Raw genomic sequence first — 19737 nt, 5'->3', positions numbered from 1 at the left:
TTTTCAGTTAAAAAGGGATTATCTGTCACCCCTTGCTGCCCGCGGGTCATTCACGGGTAGATTGCTTGCGGGTTTTTCCTTCATTAAAGAGAGCCAAAGCAAACAGTTATGCCAGAATTGACCTATCTGCAAGGATACCCCGAACACCTCAAGGCGCAGGTGAACCAGCTGATCGAGCAAAAGCGTCTCGGCAGCGTGTTGCTCAGCCGCTATCCTGAACCGCATGATCTGACCAATGATAAAGCCCTCTATCAATATACGCTGGATTTAAAGAATCAATATTTGCGCAGCTCTTCTCCGCTGAGCAAAGTCGCGTATGACAATAAGATCCACGTTATGCGTCACGCGTTAGGGCTGCACACGGCGATTTCTCGCATTCAGGGCGGCAAGCTGAAAGCCAAGGCGGAAATCCGCGTCGCGACGGTATTCAAAAGTGCCCCCGAGGCATTTTTGCGCATGATAGTGGTTCACGAACTCGCACATCTGAAAGAAAAAGAACACAACAAGGCGTTTTATAGCCTGTGCTGCCACATGACGCCCGATTATCATCAGCTTGAGTTTGATACCCGAATGTATCTCACGCATCTTGATCTCTTTGGCAAACTGTATGTGTAGCAATAGGATTTCCTCATATCTTTCTCAGCTATTTCTCATATTTTCCTCAGGTAAATAATAAGGGAGTAAAACATGATTCGCTTTGCCGTGGTGGGCACTAACTGGATAACCAAAAGCTTTATCGACGCCGCACACGAAAGCGGCAAGCTTAGGCTGACAGCGGTTTATTCACGCACGCTGGAAGGCGCCAAAGCGCTAGGTCACGACTACCCTGTTGAACACTATTTTGACTCATTGGAAGCGCTAGCGGCCTCCGATGAGATTGATGCGGTTTATATCGCAAGCCCTAACTCGCTGCACTGCGAGCAAACTTTGCTGTTTCTCAATCATAAGAAACATGTCATTTGCGAGAAGCCGTTGTCCTCAACGCTGAAAGAAGCCGAGCAGGTAATTCGCTGTGCCACCGAGAATGGCGTAGTGCTGTTTGAAGCTTTCAAAACCGCTTATCTGCCCAACTTCCTGCATATGAAAAGCACGCTGGGAAGAATGGGGCCGCTGCGTAAGGTTATCCTGAATTACTGTCAGTATTCATCACGTTACCAGCGCTATCTGGCCGGTGAGAATCCCAATACATTTAACCCGGCATTCTCCAACGGCTCGATTATGGACATCGGCTATTACTGTCTCGCCAGTACCGTGGCCCTGTTTGGTGAACCTGCCTCTGTTTACGCCAGCGCCACCTTGCTTGAAAGCGGCGTCGATGCGCAGGGAACCGTGCTGATGCGCTACAAAAATACCGAGTACGGGGATTTCGAGGTGGTCATTAACCACTCCAAGGTCAGCGACTCCTGGCTGCCAAGCGAGATTCAGGGTGAAGAAGGCACGCTACAGATTGAAAAACTTTCTGAGTGCCAGACCCTGAGCTATACGCCACGCGGTGGGCAGAAGCTGGATCTCACTCAGCCACAGCATATTAACAGCATGCTTTACGAGGCAGAGACCTTCGCCACGCTGGTAGAGAGCCAGTTCTACGGCCATCCGGGTCTCGAAGTGTCGCGTATCACGGCCAAATTATTAACCGAAATCCGTCGCCAGACCGGTGTGCACTTTCCTGCCGATGACAAAATTTAAGGAGTTAGCATGAGTCAATCCCCGCTGAAACCGTTGCTTATTCTGCAAACCGGTCAAGCCCCCGATCCCATCCGCGCCGTGCACGGTAATTTTCCGCAGATGTTTATCCGCCAGGGCAATATCGATACCCAGCAGGTCGTGATTATTGATTTGCAGGCCGGTGAGCGCCCCCTTCCGCCGCAGCATTACGCGGGCGCGGTAATCACCGGTTCACGCAGCATGGTGACAGAGCATCTGGACTGGAGTGAGGATGCAGCCGACTGGATCCGCCAGGCAATGCTTATCGATTTACCGATGCTTGGTGCCTGCTATGGCCACCAATTGATGGCTTATGCGCTCGGCGGAACGGTGGATTATCACCCGCAGGGTATCGAGGTCGGGACCGAAGAAATCGAGCTGCTGCCGGCAGGGGAAAAAGATGCGTTGGTGTCTTCATTACCTTCTCGCTTCAACGCCAACCTAATTCATCTGCAAACCGTGCTGACGCCACCAACCTGCGCCACGGTTCTGGCACGATCCTCTCACGATCCACACCAGATCCTGCGCTATGGGCCTAACGCCTTTAGCACGCAGTTCCACCCGGAGTTTAGCGCGGCAATAATGAAGACCTACCTGCCGTGGCTTGACCAACAGGCGCCAGATGACAGCGTGGATTACGCTGCGAAGCTGCAAAAGGTCAGCGATACGCCGCTGAGTCAGGGGCTGCTGCTCGCCTTCGTCGAGTCACTGGGTAAGCAGCGCGCGATGGCAGGATAAGTACGGAAATGTTTCAGCGTTATTGACATTAGAAACATTTAGAATTATTTTCGTAGTGCAAAGGGGAGTAACTTCCAGGTCGGTTAATCGTCATTACGGTGGAGACACCCGGTTACCGAGCAACCTTTTATTCAGGCCATAGATCAATATCTGGCATGCTGAATAAATCGGGTTGTAAGTGAGACCTTGCCGGAAGGCGAGGTTTGCTTATAGCTCAATAAGAGCGGCTAACGTCTTCTGACGTTGGCCGTTTTTGCTTTTTAGAGGGTTGCATGATGATGAATTCCGTAGGAAATCCCGTACTGTGGGGATCGTTTGCCGTCGTGGTAGTGATAATGCTGGCGGTGGATATGCTGCTGCAAGGCCGTAAAGGTGCGCAGAGCATGACAATGAAAAGCGCTGCACTCTGGTCGCTGCTGTGGGTCGGATTGTCGCTGCTGTTTAACTTTGGTTTTTGGTGGTATCTCAACGGCGAGTTTGGCCGCGAGGTGGCAGACAAACAGGCCTTAGCCTTCCTGACGGGCTATCTCATCGAGAAAGCCCTGGCGGTTGATAACGTCTTCGTCTGGCTGATGCTATTCAGCTATTTCAGCGTCCCTGCCAGTCTACAGCGCCGCGTGCTGGTCTACGGCGTGTTAGGTGCCATCGTCCTGCGTACCGGCATGATCTTCGCGGGCAGTTGGCTGGTGGCAGAATTCAGCTGGATCCTCTACCTGTTCGGCGCATTTCTGCTGTTCACCGGGATTAAAATGGCCATTGCCAAAGAGGACGACGGCGCGATTGGCGATAAGCCACTAGTCCGCTGGCTGCGCGGACATTTGCGTATGACCGACGAGCTCTCCGGGGAGAAGTTCTTCATCCGCCGCAATGGCCTGCTTTATGCCACGCCGCTGGTCCTGGTGCTTATCATGGTGGAACTCAGCGACGTCATTTTTGCCGTCGACAGCATTCCGGCTATTTTTGCGGTCACCACCGATCCGTTCATCGTGCTGACCTCTAACCTGTTTGCCATTCTCGGCCTGCGCGCCATGTACTTCCTGCTGGCAAACGTAGCTGAACGCTTTTCGATGCTTAAATATGGCTTGGCGGTGATCCTTATCTTCATCGGCACGAAGATGCTGTTGCTCGACGTTATCCACATTCCCGTAGGAATCTCGTTAGGCGTGGTTGCCAGCATACTGGCCCTGACGCTTATTATTAATGCCTGGGTCAACGCCAGAAAGGATAAAGCTTAATTTTGTAAAAAGTGAGGTCGCTTAAAACAAGCGGCCTTATATTCTTGTTATTAAAAAACTCTCACCATCACAGAGGGTGAAATCATCGATAAGTGAGAGTTTAAAAAACCCTTTTTGATTAGGATCGTAAAGTTGCTACTATTTTTCAAAAGGGAATAACATGTTAAAAATATCCATTATTTCTACGGCTTGGGCACTTGCCAAAATTAATAATTTGAAAACGATGCCGACTCATGCAAAAGTTAAAAACATCATAAAAAATATCAATAGCGTTGATAACAAAATAAGTCGACTATTTGGGGTTACCAGCAACGCTGCACTTAACACTCCAGAGAAAAAAATCACTGCACTACAAAAACTTGAAGATAAGATAAAAGCAATTAATAAAAGTAAAGAATCTCCAATCGACATTGAAAATAGAATAAAAAAAATAAAAGATGCGATCGCGCATTATCAAACTAAGGCTATTAGTGTAAAAGATGGTAGTTTGCAAAAAAAAATCCCAACGAACTTTACTGCCTATGACACTAAAAGCTTTGTCGCTCTGGCTCATGAAGATAAATTTCAGCCTAAAAAAAACATCTCATTAGATAGTTCTAAAGAATTCAACCCTTTAAAAAATGAACAGCTTACAGTTAAAACATTGGCTAAGCTCGATGCGTCAAGTATGAGGTTATTTTCCTTATCCCCTCAGCCTTCGAATATTTCTGCTCAAAGTACTCTACTTGAAAAGTATAATAGTGTTATCTTATCAAACTCCGTTGCCATGGATAATGATGCTGTTTATCAGGGAATTTCCGGCAATAACACTTATAATCGTTTTTACGAGATTATTCCTGACAATGACAATAGCGAGTCAAAAATCGAAAAGATAGAGGATGATATCTATGATGATAATGCTATCTATGACGGTAATACAATCTATGATGATATAGCCACAACCGCTACCGATCATTTCTATCAATCGCTTAATGAACTGGGTTTTATTCAGCTCTACAATTCTAGTGAAGATAAGAATAAAGACAGCAAGGCTTAATGTTTAATCTTATAAATATAAAGATAACGATCTAGGCTGTGATGGTCGTGACTTTTTCACGCCAAACTAAGCGGTTTATGATAGTTTAAGCACTTAATATTGATAAATATAACGGGAACGAGAGTTATAATTTAAAGAGGATAAAATGAATATTTCATCATTCTTAAAATTTAGAGTACCTTCAAAAGTTTTATTCGATAGAATATCGGAGAGCCAAAAGCCATCAACTAAAGATATAAAATGTTTTATAAAAAATATCAGCGGTGTGAATAACTCATTCAGCCGTTTTCTTCACATCGGTAGATCCGGTGAAGACTTCAAAAGTCACAATCAGACTTGTGATATCCTGGAAAAACTCTATAAGAATGGTTTTAAGGAAAAAGGAAGTAACATATCAAATGTATTTAGTAAAAAACAGAGAAACATAATCAATAAAGCAAGATGCAAATCTTTTTATAAATCACTGAAGCATAACGAAATCATACCAGTCATTGAAAATACCAAAGAAGATATTAATCATTTTAAAGCTAACTATGTGACAGTCTACCCTCCCAATGACAATATTTATACTAAAGCACAAATGGCATTACAGTATGCAAAAATGGATGCTCTTGACGTTAATGAAACACTTGCATCTATCGAAAACGAGTTACTAGGAAAAGGTTATACCGTGAGGTTTGATAAAGCCTTCGAGAATGAAGATTTCAACGTGGAAAAAAATTTTCTTCGGGCCTCAAATAATAGCAACACGCTAGGAATTTTTTCTGTCATACGTCAAGACTACGTTATCACCGAACCCAAGACGGTGGTGCCTGTGGTCGAAAAACCTCTTCATCCCTATCAAGAAAGCGTTCGCGGTAAAAATGACGAAAACTACCGGAAAAAATTAAATGCGTTAATTTATGGAAGAATGAGTCAGGTGAATTACTCTGATACGCCACGAATTGCGGACGGCAGTATTGATGCGCCGGATAAATCTCCCATCCTCCGTTATGGAAATTCTAAACTCGTAGAGGGAGAAATATACTACGACTCTAAAAATCGCCCCTGTTTTTACATCTAGAAATTTCATCAACGAGTAATATCCCGCCATAAAATTCGGGTTAACCCTATCAATAATCACTTAAGCGATTATTGATAGAACCTAAAATCATCCTACGCTAGCATCGCAGAATGGTCTGCATTATATTAAGGGTTATGAAATGACAAGCGCTATCGCAGGCATGGAGTCTCGCTCTATTGACTTAATCAATAAGATAAAAAACAATCCATCCACGAGAAATATTAAAAATTTCATAAAGAATGTTACTGCGGTTAAAAATAACTTTGGTCATTTGTTTGGAGTTATAAAAATAAAAAATAACTTTGTTAATCACAGTAAAACCTACTCTGATTTACTCGAACTTAGACACCTACAGGTTAACTTTAGCGAACGAAAGATAGCGATGATAAACAAGCAGATCGCTAACTCACTGAATAATAACATTCAATCTCCTTATAATCTTCGCATCAACGAGAAGATTATAATGAAAAACGGCAATGAAAAAATAAATAAAATATTCGACCGAATATATAACAGTAACGACTTTAACAAACTTCCGCTTTACGATGAGCGTGAAAAATATATGGCAGCCAACAACTTTATTATGAAACAAGAATTAGGAAAGTTGACCGTTGAACCTATAATTTCAGCCTTCAAAAAAATTCAAACGCTTACTCAACCTTTTAGCAGGGAGGTGAAGAAGAAAGCGGGGATAGCCATTGCCAAATCTGTAGAAAAGAAATACTCCATCGATGAGACCATTGCGGAAATAAAAAAAACGTTATTTCCTCGTCAAGCTAACATACAGTTTATTGCTAATCGACCTGATGCTGGTTTTTCTCATCCGGACTATCCTCCAGTGAGTGATGAGATCTGCGGATTTTTCGATATTACCCAGCGCCTGCCGCAGGTTAATGCTAAGACATCAGCTATTTTATCGGAAAACTCACTGAAATCGATCAAACAAAAAATTGAAGAACTTTCATTCAAAAAGTTCGTTGAGGATCATCCTACCCATGCCGAAAAAACACGTTATGCTGACAACTATTCTTATGAGAAAAAAGAATACCGTCAATTTCACGAGAAAATAGCATCAGAGTCAGAAGAGTCTGGCTATGCACATAGTGATGATGAATACATCTATGACAAGATAGATGATTATCAAATTGATGCCCTCACCTATGAAACGAATCCTCAGCAGCCAAAGGCATTAAACGGTGCTTGCGCCATTGTTAACTATCAAAAACTGCTAGCTGATGCTGATGCAAAAATCGAAAAGATAAAGCGTGATATATTTAAAATAAACAAAGCAGATACCCAAAGCTTGTCGAACCCCCTTGATGCACAGATAGATCAACTTAACACAGCAAAAAACCGACTCAGCCAACTCGCCCGACTTAAGAGACAAGCGCCACTCCCTCCGATAATCGACATCGGATTTAACGACCCATCAGCCACTTCAAGACATGCGTGATGACACCGACTGCGATAATTAAAAAATATTTAATATAAAAATAACTTTTAAATTTGGTGGCCGCCATGACCTGTCGACTACGTTCTCACAATCGTATAAATATCATCTCGCTTAATGTAACAACGGATACCCCAGTACAAAAAGCCTAAGGCGCCTTTATTCTGAACTTGAAAGGGATAAAAATCGTATCGGGACATTTATGAGCAATTGGAAACACAGCAGTCTCACACCTGAACCTGCCGCTAAAGCCCCTCTCGATAGGGCGCACTTCCCGCTTTGCCAGGCAAGCCAGCGAGGGGCTATTCAAAATATCACTGAGAAAATGCAAGGGTCTCCGACAGGGGCAAGAAAAGCCTCAGCGGATTTAAAACAGGCGCCAGGAACCGACCAGTATCGTAAACACGCCATCACAGCCCTTAGACTCTCAAAGCAGCCCAACCTCACTATTAATCAGTCTGTTGAAAAGATTAAAGAGGTCTTGGCTAACGGCATTACCGGCATTAGGGTCGACTTTATTTCTCAACACACCCCAAGCGCATACCGACTCTAAACCGACGGCGTTGAGATGAATCAGAGTTATTTTTCGATGGTTGCTGAATAACCCCAACCTACAGGGCGACGCTAAACTCATGAGCCAGGCCACAGTCTGGCTGAACGAACAGCGTTTTAATCTCTACCGGTGGTAGCATAAAACGCGTTGCCAGTGCGCGATAAGGCGTCTAATTTTATAGCCTTAACGCGCAGCAAGGCGTTCATACAACTTATGCAAGGTGGCTCATGGCACAACATAAAATCATTCTCGACTGCGATCCCGGCATTGATGACGCGGTGGCTATTTTGCTGGCCCTGGCCTCGCCAGAAGAGATTGAACTGGTCGGTATCACGACGGTTTCAGGCAACGTTTCGCTCGAAAGAACCTCCTATAATGCGCGTCGCATTTGTACCCTTGCGGGCCGAGAAGACATCCCGGTCTATGCCGGATGCACACGCCCAATGCTTGAAGCCGAGTGCATCCATACCACGGTTCACGGTAATGACGGGCTTGGGAACGTGAAGCTTCCTCAGCCTGCCTTTAGCCTGGAACCTCAGCACGCCGTCGACTTCATCATCCATACCCTGCACGCCGAACCGGGCCAAATCACGCTCTGCCCTATCGGCCCGATGACCAACATTGCGCTGGCGATTATCAAAGACCCGACCATTGTTCCGAAGATAAAACGGCTGGTATTTATGGGCGGTGCGGCTTTCTGTCCGGGCAATGTCTCCCCGACTGCTGAATTCAATATCTACGTTGACCCTTGGGCCGCACACGTGGTGCTGAGCGCGGGTATTCCTCAGGTGATGTTTGGCCTTGATGTCACCCTGCAAGCCAAGATAAACGCCCCTTATCTTGATGCCCTAGAGCAGGTGAATCCTTTACTGAAGACCGCAACGGCCATGCTGCGCAACTATGGGGTTAGCGATCCTTGCCTGCACGACCCTTGCGTCATTGCCTGGCTTATCGATCCTAGCCTGTTTACAGGCATAGCGGGAAAAATCAGCGTGAGCTATCAGGATGACCAGCACCGAGGTCAGACGCTGGTTGCCGTTAAGCCTCGTCACCTCGACGATGATTCAACCAATATTGATGTTATGACCGAAGTCGATAATCCTCGCCTGCTGGAGATGCTGGCCGAGCGCTTAAGTCGCCTGTAAAAAAAGCCCCCGCAGTTGGCTAACCGTGGGGGCTTTGTTACATCAAAATTTTACTGCCAGCCGTAACGACGCACAAACCAGCCTTTAACGCCCTGGGTCATCACCATGTAGGCCGCCAGAATCACAATCAGCCATGGGAAGTAGCTGAGCGGCAGTGCCTGAAGTTGCAGGAACCCGGCCACCGGCGAGAAGATAATCCCGATACCGGTAATCACTACCAGCAGCGTCATGATACACAGTGGCAACGAAGCCCGGCTTTGAATAAATGGCACTTTACGGGTGCGGATCATATGTACAATCAGCGTCTGCGACAGCAGGCCTTCGATGAACCAGCCGGACTGGAACAGAGTCTGCATCTCAGGCGTATTCGCCTTGAACACCCACCACATCAGCGAGAAGGTGAGAATATCAAACACTGAGCTGATAGGACCGAAGAACACCATAAAACGCCCAATATCGCCGGCGTTCCAGCGCTGGGGTTTAGACAGTTGCTCCTCGTCGACGTTATCGAAAGGAATAGCAACCTGCGACACATCATAAATCAGGTTCTGCACCAGCAGATGCAACGGCAGCATAGGCAGGAACGGCAGGAAGGCGCTCGCAACCAATACGCTGAAAACATTACCGAAGTTTGAGCTGGCGGTCATCTTGATGTACTTAAGCATGTTGGCAAAAGTGCGACGCCCTTCTGTCACGCCCTGCTCTAACACCATCAGGCTTTTTTCCAGCAGGATGATATCGGCCGCCTCTTTGGCGATATCGACGGCAGAATCAACCGAAATGCCGATGTCAGCGGCACGCAGCGCGGGAGCATCGTTAATGCCATCTCCCATAAAGCCGACCACGTGCCCTTGCTCACGCAGTACGCGCACAATACGCTCCTTGTGCAGCGGTGCCAGCTTGGCAAATACGCGAGTATTTCTTGCCACCTCAGCCAGCTCAGCGTCACTCAATTTCTCAACGTCGCTGCCAGTCAAAATATTGTCAACTTCGAGCCCTACGTCCTTACAGACTTTTCTCGCGACCAGCGGGTTGTCACCGGTCAGGATCTTGACGGTCACACCTTTACGCTGCAAGGCTTTTAAAGCCGGTGCCGTACTCTCTTTTGGTGGATCGAGGAACGCGATGTAACCGGCAAGGATCAGGCTCGATTCATCCGCTACCGCGTAATCGTGGGTGCGTGCAGGTATGACTTTATGCGCGACCGCAACCACCCGCAGACCCTGCTGATTAAGGTCATCCGTGATACCGCGAATACGGCTCAGCAGCTGCGCGGTCAAGGGGACAGTTTCATCGTTGAGCTTTACCAGCGTACAAATCGACAGGATCTCTTCCAGCGCGCCTTTACAGATCAAACGATGATAATCAGCAGCCTCTGACACCACCACAGACATACGGCGACGGTCAAAGTCGAACGGAATCTCGTCGATTTTGATATAGCGATTCTGTCTCTGTTCCATTTCAACCGCCTCAGCGCCCTCAAGCACTGCGACATCGAGCAGGTTCTTCAACCCAGTTTGATAATGGCTGTTGAGCCACGCCAGATGCAGCACATCATTACATGGCGTACCCAATACGTCGGTATGGCGCTCAAGAATGATTTTGTCCTGCGTCAGGGTGCCGGTCTTGTCGGTGCACAGAATATCCATCGCACCAAAGTTCTGAATGGCATCCAGATGTTTAACAATGACTTTTTGACGAGAAAGTTTGACGGCTCCCTTTGCCAGCGTCGAGGTGACAATCATCGGCAGCATCTCTGGCGTCAGACCTACGGCCACCGACAGCGAGAATAACGCCGCCTCCCACCAGTCACCCTTGGTATAGCCGTTGATCAGCAGCACCACTGGCGTCATCACCATCATAAAGCGGATCAGCAGCCAGCTGACTTTGCTGATGCCGCGCTGGAAGGCGTTCGGCTGGTCGTCTTGCTTCATGACGCGCTCGGCAAGCTGACCAAACCAGGTCTGCGCACCGGTAGAGATAACCATTGCCAACGCCGTACCGCTGATAACGTTGGTGCCCATAAAGCACAGCGTATCCTGCTCAAGAGGATCGCAGTCAACCGGCATGCGGCTATTGGCCTGCTTCTCAACGGGCAGCGACTCTCCGGTCAACGCCGCCTGGCTGATGAACAGGTCTTTGGCGGACAGGATACGCAGGTCGGCCGGGATCATATCGCCCGCAGAGAGTTTCACCAGGTCGCCGGGAACAAGCTGATTGATAGGTAATTCAACGGTGCGGCTTTGCCCGGTTTGAGTATCGCTGCGAAGCACGGTAGCCGTATTGCTGACCATGGCCTTTAGCGCATCGGCGGCTTTATTGGAGCGCGCCTCCTGAACAAAGCGCATCAGGGTAGAGATAACCACCATACTGCCAATGACCAGCGTGGCCTTCATATCTTCAGTGGCGTATGAAACTGCTGCCAGAATCGTCAGCAGAAGGTTGAACGGGTTGCGATAGCAAATCCACAGGTGTTGCCACCACGGCATCGGTTGCTGGTCGTTGGTCTGATTCGGGCCAACGCGTTCACGAATGGCCGCCGCTTCAAGCTCTGTCAGCCCCTCGAAATGGCTGTTGAATTGGGCGTAAAGCTGCTCGGCACTGGCGCGCGCGCAGTGTTGGCAATGTTGAACAATAGAAGGCGGCAAGTCTTTGCCGCCGTTTGGCTGGGCATTTTCCAGCATCGGAGAACGGCGGATAAGACGTAGCGGCAAAGTACGGCTGAACACGTGGATCAGTCGTTGAGTCATAGTTTTAAACATAGCTCTTACCTTTCTTGCGCCCACGACAAAATCACCGTGGGCATGGCAAAGGGTGTAAAAAACAGAGCATGCAATCAGAGAGAGCAGGCTGCTGCTTACCAAATGTTGTCCGGTAAGCCGCAGCGAAAAGGCAGGTGCTTACCGGATCAAGACGGACTTACTGCGTCGGGGTCGGGATCCATAAAATTTTTCTCGGTAGGTTAATAAACGGCGATGCGGATTGTCGCGCAAACGCCGCGAACTGAACTGATCTCAATCAATTAAGTGCGCGAATCATACTCCTGATAACATTAACCATATCTAAACCATCACTAAACCTTCCTTAAACCCTCTAAAGCACCCTCGCGGTCGCCCGGCCTGTCGCTTTGCCTTCACCGCAATGCGTAGGTTTTATCCACAGATCGAAAAAGCTTTAACTCTGTGCGAAGTAAATCGACAGGACTTGCAGCAGATTGAAGCGCTCTCAGCAGCAGATTTCCGATAACAAATTTCCTTGTCTCAAGTCAAAAAATGCCCCATTAAGCCCGGGAATAAATCTATATGTAGCGTGTATATTGTCGTTATTAATCTATATATAGCGTTTTAATCGAAGGGGCTTCTATTTTGAAACTTGAGAACTCAGGCCTGCTGGTCATCAAGCGCGATGGCTGTCAGGTGCTGTTTGACGGGCAGTTGATCATGCAGGCGGTGCAACGTGCGGCGGCCGCCGTTAACGTCGACGATATGGCATATTGCACCCGCGTGGCGAGTGAGGTGACAGAGACTCTGCGCGGTAAACATCGCATCGACATCCATGAGATTCAGGAAGCGGTTGAAAACCAGCTGATGGCAGGCCCCTATAAGCCGCTGGCGCGCGCCTACATCGAGTATCGCCACGACCGGGACATCAAACGTGAATTGCGCAGCCGTCTCAATCAGGAGATCCGTGGACTGGTGGAGCAAAGTAATCTCGCGTTGCTTAATGAAAACGCCAATAAGGACAGCAAAGTCATTCCCACACAGCGCGACCTGCTGGCGGGGATTGTAGCGAAACACTATGCGCGTCAGCATATTCTGCCTCGTGACGTGGTGCTGGCCCACGAGCGCGGCGAAATTCATTATCACGATCTCGACTACTCACCGTTTTTCCCGATGTTCAACTGCATGCTCATCGACCTCAAAGGCATGTTGAATAAAGGTTTTAAAATGGGCAACGCGGAAATCGATACGCCGAAGTCCATCTCCACCGCGACCGCCGTCACGGCACAGATTATCGCTCAGGTTGCCAGCCACATTTACGGCGGAACCACCATCAACCGTATCGACGAAATTCTAGCGCCCTTTGTCACGCAAAGTTTTGAGAAGCATAGAAAAACGGCAACGCAGTGGGCTATTTCCGACGTTGAAGCCTACGCCCACCAGCTCACAGAAAAAGAGTGCTACGACGCCTTTCAGTCGCTGGAATATGAGGTTAATACGCTTCACACCGCCAACGGCCAGACGCCGTTTGTGACCTTTGGCTTTGGTCTGGGTACCTGTTGGCAAGCGCGGCTGATTCAAAAATCGATTCTGCGCAACCGTATCGCCGGATTAGGAAAAAATCGTAAAACGGCCGTGTTTCCCAAATTGGTTTTCGCCATTCGCGACGGCATAAATCATAAGGCGGCCGACGCCAATTATGACATCAAACAGCTCGCCCTCGAATGCGCCAGCAAGCGTATGTATCCCGATATTCTTAATTACGATCAGGTGGTTAAGGTCACCGGTTCGTTTAAAACCCCGATGGGCTGCCGCAGCTTTCTCGGCGTTTACCAGGAGCACGGCGAAGAGGTTCATGACGGGCGCAACAACATTGGCGTGATAAGCCTGAACCTGCCGCGCATCGCGCTGGAAGCCAAAGGCAATGAACCTGCCTTTTGGGATTTACTCGACCAGCGTCTGCTGCTGGCCAAAAAAGCGTTGATGACCCGTATCGCCCGACTCGACGGGGTAAAAGCCCGCGTCGCGCCGATCCTTTATATGGAGGGTGCCTGCGGCGTGCGCTTGAAAGCCGATGATGACATCAGCGAAATCTTCAAAAACGGGCGGGCCTCCATCTCGCTGGGTTATATCGGCGTGCACGAAACTATCACTGCGCTGTATGGCGGCCAAGCGCATCTGTTTGATAACGCTGCACTGCGCGACAAAGCCGTGTCAATTGTTGCCCGACTGAAGGCGGCCACCGAGGCCTGGAAGCAGGAAACCGGCTACGGCTTCAGCCTCTACAGTACGCCGAGCGAAAACCTGTGCGATCGGTTCTGCCGACTCGATACCGCAGAATTCGGCATGATCCCAGGCGTGACCGACAAAGGCTATTACACCAACAGCTTCCACCTCGACGTAGAGAAGAAGGTCAATCCGTATGAGAAGCTGGATTTCGAGGCGCCTTATCCCCCGGTCAGCAACGGCGGATTCATCTGCTACGGCGAATACCCCAACCTGCAGCACAACCTGCGCGCGCTCGAAGACGTTTGGGACTACAGCTATACCCGCGTCCCCTATTACGGCACGAATACGCCAATAGACGAATGCTACGATTGCGGTTTTACCGGCGAGTTTTCCTGTACCAGCAAAGGATTTACCTGTCCGAAATGCGGCAATCACGATGCCTCGAGGGTGTCGGTCACACGTCGGGTGTGCGGCTATCTCGGCAGCCCGGATGCGCGTCCTTTCAACGCCGGTAAGCAGGAAGAGGTTAAGCGCCGCGTAAAGCATCTCGATAATGGGCAGCTCGGTTAATCGCATGAACTATCACGCCTATTATCCGCTAGACGTCGTCAACGGGCCGGGCACCCGTTGTACGCTGTTTGTCTCCGGGTGCGTGCATCAGTGCCGTGGCTGTTATAACAAGAGCACCTGGCGACTCACCTCAGGCCAGCTTTTCACGCCCGAGATAGAAGACCGCATAGTCACTGATTTACAGGATAAGGTCATCCCGCGTCAGGGTCTGTCGCTCTCGGGCGGGGATCCGCTGCATCCGCAAAATCTGTCGGCTGTCGACCATCTTTTGCAGCGCATAAGCGACGAGTGTCCGGGAAAAAACGTTTGGATGTGGACCGGTTATCGCCTCGACGAGCTCAGCGGCGATCAGCGGCGGACGATCGCTCGAGTCAACGTGCTTGTCGACGGGAAATTTGTGCAGGATCTGCACGATCCTTCCCTTGTCTGGCGCGGTAGCAGCAACCAGGTGATCCACTTTTTACGTTAAAACTGCCGCTTAAAATCGTTGAGGATGGACGAAAGATCCATTCTCTTCAGCCTAACGATCGCTGCATCAACGACTTGGCTATTTATTCCCGTCGCCGTCCCGCATTGTTCATCAACCTGCAACTCCTGCTTCACCGAACTGTCATTTTCCCCCTCCAAGATGGTGCCAACGTCGAACCGAGGTTGACACCATGCAAATTTTTGACTCAATCAGACAGTCTTTACATCACCCCCGCGGTCGCCCGGCAGAGCACGTTTCTGCTCCTGACCTACGCGCTGACATTCAGGCAGCGAGGTATTCATTGTGATAGACCTATCTAGACATCCGACCAGCTACCCAACGCGTTACCAGCAGATAGCCGCTCAGCTCGAGCAGGAGTTGCGTAGCACTTACCGCTGCGGTGACTATCTGCCTCCGGAAAACCAGCTCGCCGAACGTTTTCAGGTTAACCGCCATACGCTGCGGCGTGCGGTCGATGAACTGGTCGATCGCGGCTGGCTTCAGCGCCGTCAGGGTATCGGCACACTGGTGTTGATGCGCCCTTATGATTATCCGCTGCACTCGCAGGCACGCTTCAGCCAAAACCTGCTGGATCAGGGAAGTCATCCCACCAGCGAAAGGCTGTTGGCGGTGCTCCGTCCGGCGACCGATCACGTTGCGACCGCCCTGGGGCGTCAGGAGGGTGAAACGGTTATTCATCTGCGCACTCTGCGTCGCGTTAACAATGTGCCTGTCTGCGTGATTGACCACTACCTGCCAGATCTCGGCTGGTGGCCCATCCTCCAGAATTTCCAAAACGGTTCGCTGCATGACTTTATCCGCACCGAAATCAATCAGCGTCTGAGCCGCCGCACGACACGTATCAATGCCCGCCGCGCGCAGGCCAAAGAAAGCAAACTGCTGGAAATTGTCCCGCAGGCACCGCTGCTTTGCGTGCGCACCATTAACACCTGTGACAGCAACGGCAGCGTAGCGGAATACTCCGTCAGCCTGACGCGTGCTGACATGATTGAACTCACCATGGAGCACTAATGGACGCCTTAGAAAACCGTCAACGCTGGATGTCGGTGCTGGCCCACAGCCAGCCGTCGGAGCTGCTTGAACACTGGAAGCCGCTCAATCTCAGCCCTACCTTTGAACGCCTGCGCCCGGCTGAAACCGGCCTGACGCAGCTACAGGCCCGGATGGGTGGCACCGGAAAACGCTTCGTGATGGGCGACATGACCGTCACCCGCGCCGTTATCCAGCTTGCCTCCGGCGTCTACGGCTACAGCTATGTTCGCGGTCGCGACAAGGCCCACGCCGAGCTCTGCGCCGTGATTGATGCGCTGCTACAGGTCTCCGGTATGGAGGAGCTGCTCCATAAACGCGTCATTGCGCCACTGGCCGCCAGCCAGCAGGCGCGTCGCGAACAGCGTGCCCGCGAAATTGCGTCCAGCCGCGTCGACTTCTTCACTCTGGTTAGGGGAGAGTAACTATGTCACTCGTTGCAAGTTTTAAGCATCCGGTCGCCGATGCCCAGTTTAGTTTCCGTCGTATCCTCAAAGCGTTAAGCGAACCCGGCTCGATTGTCGCGCTGCCGGAAATGTCCGGCTTCGGCGTGCTGGATTCTGCCAGCGCCTGCGTGCTGCTGACGCTTATCGATCAAGATACGCCGCTGTGGATAAGCCCACGGCTCAACGACGACGTGCTGCGTCAGAATTTGCGATTCCACACCGGTGCCGTACTGACCGAAGACCCGAGCAGCGTTAGCTTTGCGCTGGCGGAGGGTTCGCTCGACAGCGCCACGCTGTTGGCCTTCCCGTGCGGTGATGAAATGTCGCCTGAGCTGGCCACCAGCGTCATCGTGCAGGTTGAGTCGCTGGAAGGTGGCAAGCCGCTGCGCTTGCTGGGCCCGGGGATTGAACAGTCACGCGTTATCTCGGTGCAGCTGCCCGACGCCGTCACCCAATATTTACTCAATCGTCCACACCGCTTCCCGCTGGGGCTGGACTTTATGTTTACCTGCGGTGAGCAGCTGCTTGCCTTGCCGCGCACGACCCGCGTGGAGGCCTGCTAATGTACGTTGCCGTTAAAGGGGGCGAGAAGGCCATCGAGGCCGCTCACGAACTGCTGGCACACCAGCGCCGCGGTGACACTCAGGTCACTGAAATCAACGCCGAACAAATTGAGCAACAGCTTGGCTTGGCCGTCGATCGCGTCATGAGCGAGGGCGGAATTTACGATCCCCAGTTGGCTGCACTGGCTATTAAACAGTCGTCAGGGGATCTGGTTGAGGCCATCTTCCTGCTGCGCGCCTACCGCACCACGCTGCCGCGTCTGGCCATCAGTCAGCCGCTGAATACCGCCAATATGCGCCTCGAACGCCGCGTATCGGCGATTTATAAAGACCTGCCGGGCGGACAAGTGCTAGGCCCGACCTATGACTACACCCACCGCCTGCTGGACTTCGCTCTGCTGGCCGAAGGATTGGATCCCGTCGCCCCCAACGCCGACGAGACGCTCCCCGAATCCTGCGGACACGTGTTTGACCTGTTGGCCAATCAACAGTTGGCGGTCACTGAGCAAGACGACGGCAGCGAGCCGGACGACATTACCCGCACGCCGCCTGTCTATCCGGCCACCCGCGCCGCACGTTTGCAGCAGTTGGTGCGCGGCGACGAAGGTTTTCTGCTGTCGCTGAGTTATTCCACCCAGCGTGGCTATGGCCGCACCCACCCTTTCGCCGGCGAAATTCGCACCGGCTGGCTGACGGTCGAAATCGTGCCGGAAGAGCTGGGCTTTGCTATCGATATCGGCGAGATCCTGCTGACAGAATGCGAGATGGTGAACGGCTTTATTACCCCAGAAGATCGACCACCGCACTTCACCCGTGGGTATGGGCTGGTGTTTGGCCGCGCCGAACGCAAGGCCATGTCGATGTCGCTGGTTGACCGCGCACTACAGGCCCCCGAATACGATGAGCAGGTCCGCAGCCCGGCGCAGGATGAAGAGTTTGTGCTGTCCCACGCCGATAACGTCGAGGCCGCAGGGTTTGTCTCGCACCTGAAGCTCCCTCACTACGTCGATTTCCAGGCTGAACTGGAGCTGTTGCAGCGCCTGCGCAAACAGCACGAAGCGGCCAATGGCAAGGATCTCTCCAATGAAAAATAATAATGCTGCAACCGCAACCGGCTATAACCAGGGTTATCTAGACGAGCAAACCAAGCGCATGATCCGCCGAGCTATTTTGAAGGCCGTGGCGATCCCCGGCTATCAGGTGCCGTTCGCCGGTCGTGAGATGCCGATGCCTTACGGCTGGGGCACCGGCGGTATTCAGATTACTGCCAGCGTGATAGGTCAGGAGGACGTGCTGAAGGTCATCGATCAGGGGGCCGACGATACCACCAACGCCGTGTCGATCCGCCGTTTCTTTAAAAATGTCGCCGGCGTCGAGACGACCGAAAAAACCACCGAGGCGACGCTTATCCAGACCCGCCACCGAATTCCTGAAACACCGCTGCAGGAAGATCAGATCCTGATTTTTCAGGTGCCGATCCCCGAGCCGTTGCGCTTTATCGAGCCGCGTGAAACCGAGACGCGAAAAATGCATGCGCTCGAAGAGTACGGCGTTATGCAGGTGAAGCTTTATGAAGACATCGCCCGCTTCGGCCACATCGCGACCACCTATGCCTATCCGGTGAAGGTCAACAATCGCTACGTGATGGATCCGTCACCTATTCCGAAATTCGACAACCCGAAGATGCACATGATGCCCGCCCTGCAACTGTTCGGCGCGGGACGCGAAAAACGTATCTACGCGCTGCCGCCGTTTACCCAGGTCGAAAGCCTGGACTTTGAGGATCACCCCTTCACGGTGCAGCAATGGGATCAGCCGTGCGCTCTCTGCGGATCGCACGACAGCTATCTCGATGAAGTGGTGCTCGACGATCTCGGCAACCGCATGTTCGTCTGCTCTGACACCGACTACTGCGCTCAGCAGCTCGACGCCGCATCTTTAAAAGAGGCCAATAAACAATGAATCCGGTCAACGCTTCTGCCACGCCGCTGCTTTCCGTAGAGAACCTGACCCACCTTTATGCGCCGGGAAAAGGCTTCAGCGACGTGTCGTTTCAGCTCTATCCCGGCGAAGTGCTGGGCATTGTCGGCGAGTCCGGCTCGGGTAAAACCACGCTGTTACAGAGCATCTCCGCGCGCCTGGCCCCTCAGCAGGGTCAGGTGATTTACAACAACGGCGTGCAGCCCGCGCAGTCGCTTTATCAGATGCCGGAAAGCGATCGTCGTCGCCTGCTGCGTACCGACTGGGGCGTAGTTCACCAGCATCCGATGGACGGCCTGCGTCGCCAGGTGTCTGCCGGAGGCAATATCGGCGAACGCCTGATGGCTATCGGTGAACGCAACTATGCCCGCATTCGTCAGGAAGCCGGCAAGTGGCTGGAAGACGTCGAGATCCCGATTTCACGCCTCGATGACCTGCCGACCACCTTCTCGGGCGGTATGCAACAGCGTTTGCAAATCGCCCGCAATCTAGTGACCCATCCTCGTTTGGTGTTTATGGATGAGCCGACCGGCGGGCTAGACGTATCCGTACAGGCACGCCTGCTGGACTTGCTGCGCACGCTGGTGGTCGAGATGCAGCTGGCGGTAGTGATTGTGACCCACGACCTGGGCGTAGCACGTCTGCTGGCCCACCGCCTGCTGGTGATGAAGCAAGGCCAGGTCGTAGAAAGCGGGTTGACCGATCGGGTGCTCGATGACCCACATCACCCTTATACCCAGCTACTCGTTTCATCCGTTTTATCCTAGGAACCCCAAGAGAGTGATA

Annotated in this window: 18 protein-coding genes; 17 read left to right on the top strand and 1 reads right to left on the bottom strand. The window is 51.2% G+C overall.

The annotated features are described in order from the left end of the window. The first annotated feature begins 108 nt into the window (after positions 1 to 108). From O1V65_RS21195 to O1V65_RS21155, 9 genes are all read left to right on the top strand, one after another. A complete protein-coding gene (locus tag O1V65_RS21195) occupies positions 109 to 615 on the top strand; it encodes a M48 metallopeptidase family protein (protein WP_017493079.1) in 507 nt (168 codons plus the stop codon). Between the two features lie 72 nt (positions 616 to 687). Then, positions 688 to 1686 carry a Gfo/Idh/MocA family protein gene (locus tag O1V65_RS21190; RefSeq protein WP_017493078.1) on the top strand — a complete coding sequence of 333 codons (999 nt, stop codon included), beginning with the start codon at positions 688 to 690 and terminating at the stop codon, positions 1684 to 1686. 9 nt (positions 1687 to 1695) lie between these two features. Then, entirely contained in the window at positions 1696 to 2442 is a 747-nt protein-coding gene (locus O1V65_RS21185; protein WP_017493077.1) for a glutamine amidotransferase, read from the top strand. Positions 2443 to 2717: 275 nt separating this feature from the next. Then, positions 2718 to 3677 (top strand): TerC family protein, encoded by a 960-nt coding sequence (locus tag O1V65_RS21180; protein ID WP_017493076.1) that lies wholly within the window; start codon positions 2718 to 2720, stop codon positions 3675 to 3677. 160 nt (positions 3678 to 3837) lie between these two features. Then, positions 3838 to 4713, top strand: a complete 876-nt coding sequence (locus tag O1V65_RS21175; protein WP_269130005.1) for a hypothetical protein — start codon at positions 3838 to 3840, stop codon at positions 4711 to 4713. Positions 4714 to 4858: 145 nt separating this feature from the next. After that, positions 4859 to 5776, top strand: coding sequence for a hypothetical protein (locus O1V65_RS21170; protein ID WP_269130004.1), 918 nt, complete (start codon positions 4859 to 4861; stop codon positions 5774 to 5776). A 139-nt stretch (positions 5777 to 5915) separates the two neighbouring features. After that, positions 5916 to 7229, top strand: coding sequence for a hypothetical protein (locus tag O1V65_RS21165; protein ID WP_269130003.1), 1314 nt, complete (start codon positions 5916 to 5918; stop codon positions 7227 to 7229). A gap of 199 nt (positions 7230 to 7428) precedes the next feature. Continuing rightward, complete coding sequence (locus tag O1V65_RS21160; RefSeq protein ID WP_017494104.1) at positions 7429 to 7779, top strand: hypothetical protein; 351 nt, start codon at positions 7429 to 7431, stop codon at positions 7777 to 7779. A gap of 227 nt (positions 7780 to 8006) precedes the next feature. Next, positions 8007 to 8924, top strand: a complete 918-nt coding sequence (locus O1V65_RS21155; RefSeq protein WP_084913040.1) for a nucleoside hydrolase — start codon at positions 8007 to 8009, stop codon at positions 8922 to 8924. Between the two features lie 50 nt (positions 8925 to 8974). Here O1V65_RS21155 and mgtA read toward each other — a convergent pair whose 3' ends face one another. Beyond that, on the bottom strand, positions 8975 to 11686 hold the full coding sequence (gene mgtA / locus O1V65_RS21150; RefSeq protein ID WP_165428810.1) for a magnesium-translocating P-type ATPase: 2712 nt from the start codon (positions 11684 to 11686) through the stop codon (positions 8975 to 8977). Positions 11687 to 12310: 624 nt separating this feature from the next. Between mgtA and nrdD the strand changes: the two genes are divergently transcribed. From nrdD to phnK, 8 genes are all read left to right on the top strand, one after another. Beyond that, positions 12311 to 14443, top strand: coding sequence for an anaerobic ribonucleoside-triphosphate reductase (nrdD, locus tag O1V65_RS21145; RefSeq protein ID WP_192504425.1), 2133 nt, complete (start codon positions 12311 to 12313; stop codon positions 14441 to 14443). Between the two features lie 4 nt (positions 14444 to 14447). Next, complete coding sequence (gene nrdG, locus O1V65_RS21140) at positions 14448 to 14912, top strand: anaerobic ribonucleoside-triphosphate reductase-activating protein (protein WP_084913045.1); 465 nt, start codon at positions 14448 to 14450, stop codon at positions 14910 to 14912. Positions 14913 to 15218: 306 nt separating this feature from the next. Then, positions 15219 to 15944, top strand: coding sequence for a phosphonate metabolism transcriptional regulator PhnF (gene phnF / locus O1V65_RS21135; RefSeq protein ID WP_026110837.1), 726 nt, complete (start codon positions 15219 to 15221; stop codon positions 15942 to 15944). After that, positions 15944 to 16387 (top strand): phosphonate C-P lyase system protein PhnG, encoded by a 444-nt coding sequence (gene phnG / locus O1V65_RS21130; RefSeq protein ID WP_017494230.1) that lies wholly within the window; start codon positions 15944 to 15946, stop codon positions 16385 to 16387. Before phnF ends, phnG begins: the two co-directional genes overlap by 1 nt. Positions 16388 to 16389: 2 nt before the next feature. After that, positions 16390 to 16971: a phosphonate C-P lyase system protein PhnH gene (gene phnH, locus O1V65_RS21125; RefSeq protein WP_017494229.1), complete on the top strand. Its 582-nt coding sequence runs from the start codon at positions 16390 to 16392 to the stop codon at positions 16969 to 16971. After that, on the top strand, positions 16971 to 18065 hold the full coding sequence (locus O1V65_RS21120; RefSeq protein ID WP_017494228.1) for a carbon-phosphorus lyase complex subunit: 1095 nt from the start codon (positions 16971 to 16973) through the stop codon (positions 18063 to 18065). Before phnH ends, O1V65_RS21120 begins: the two co-directional genes overlap by 1 nt. Further along, a complete protein-coding gene (locus tag O1V65_RS21115; RefSeq protein ID WP_017494227.1) occupies positions 18055 to 18933 on the top strand; it encodes an alpha-D-ribose 1-methylphosphonate 5-phosphate C-P-lyase PhnJ in 879 nt (292 codons plus the stop codon). Before O1V65_RS21120 ends, O1V65_RS21115 begins: the two co-directional genes overlap by 11 nt. After that, the gene (gene phnK / locus O1V65_RS21110) at positions 18930 to 19718 is read left to right on the top strand and encodes a phosphonate C-P lyase system protein PhnK (protein WP_017494226.1); all 789 of its coding nucleotides are present in this window, start codon (positions 18930 to 18932) and stop codon (positions 19716 to 19718) included. Before O1V65_RS21115 ends, phnK begins: the two co-directional genes overlap by 4 nt. Positions 19719 to 19737: the final 19 nt, after the last annotated feature.

The organism is Rouxiella badensis, assembly GCF_026967515.2.
Lineage (GTDB): Bacteria > Pseudomonadota > Gammaproteobacteria > Enterobacterales > Enterobacteriaceae > Rouxiella > Rouxiella badensis.
This window is presented reverse-complemented; position numbering and strand designations above follow the sequence as displayed.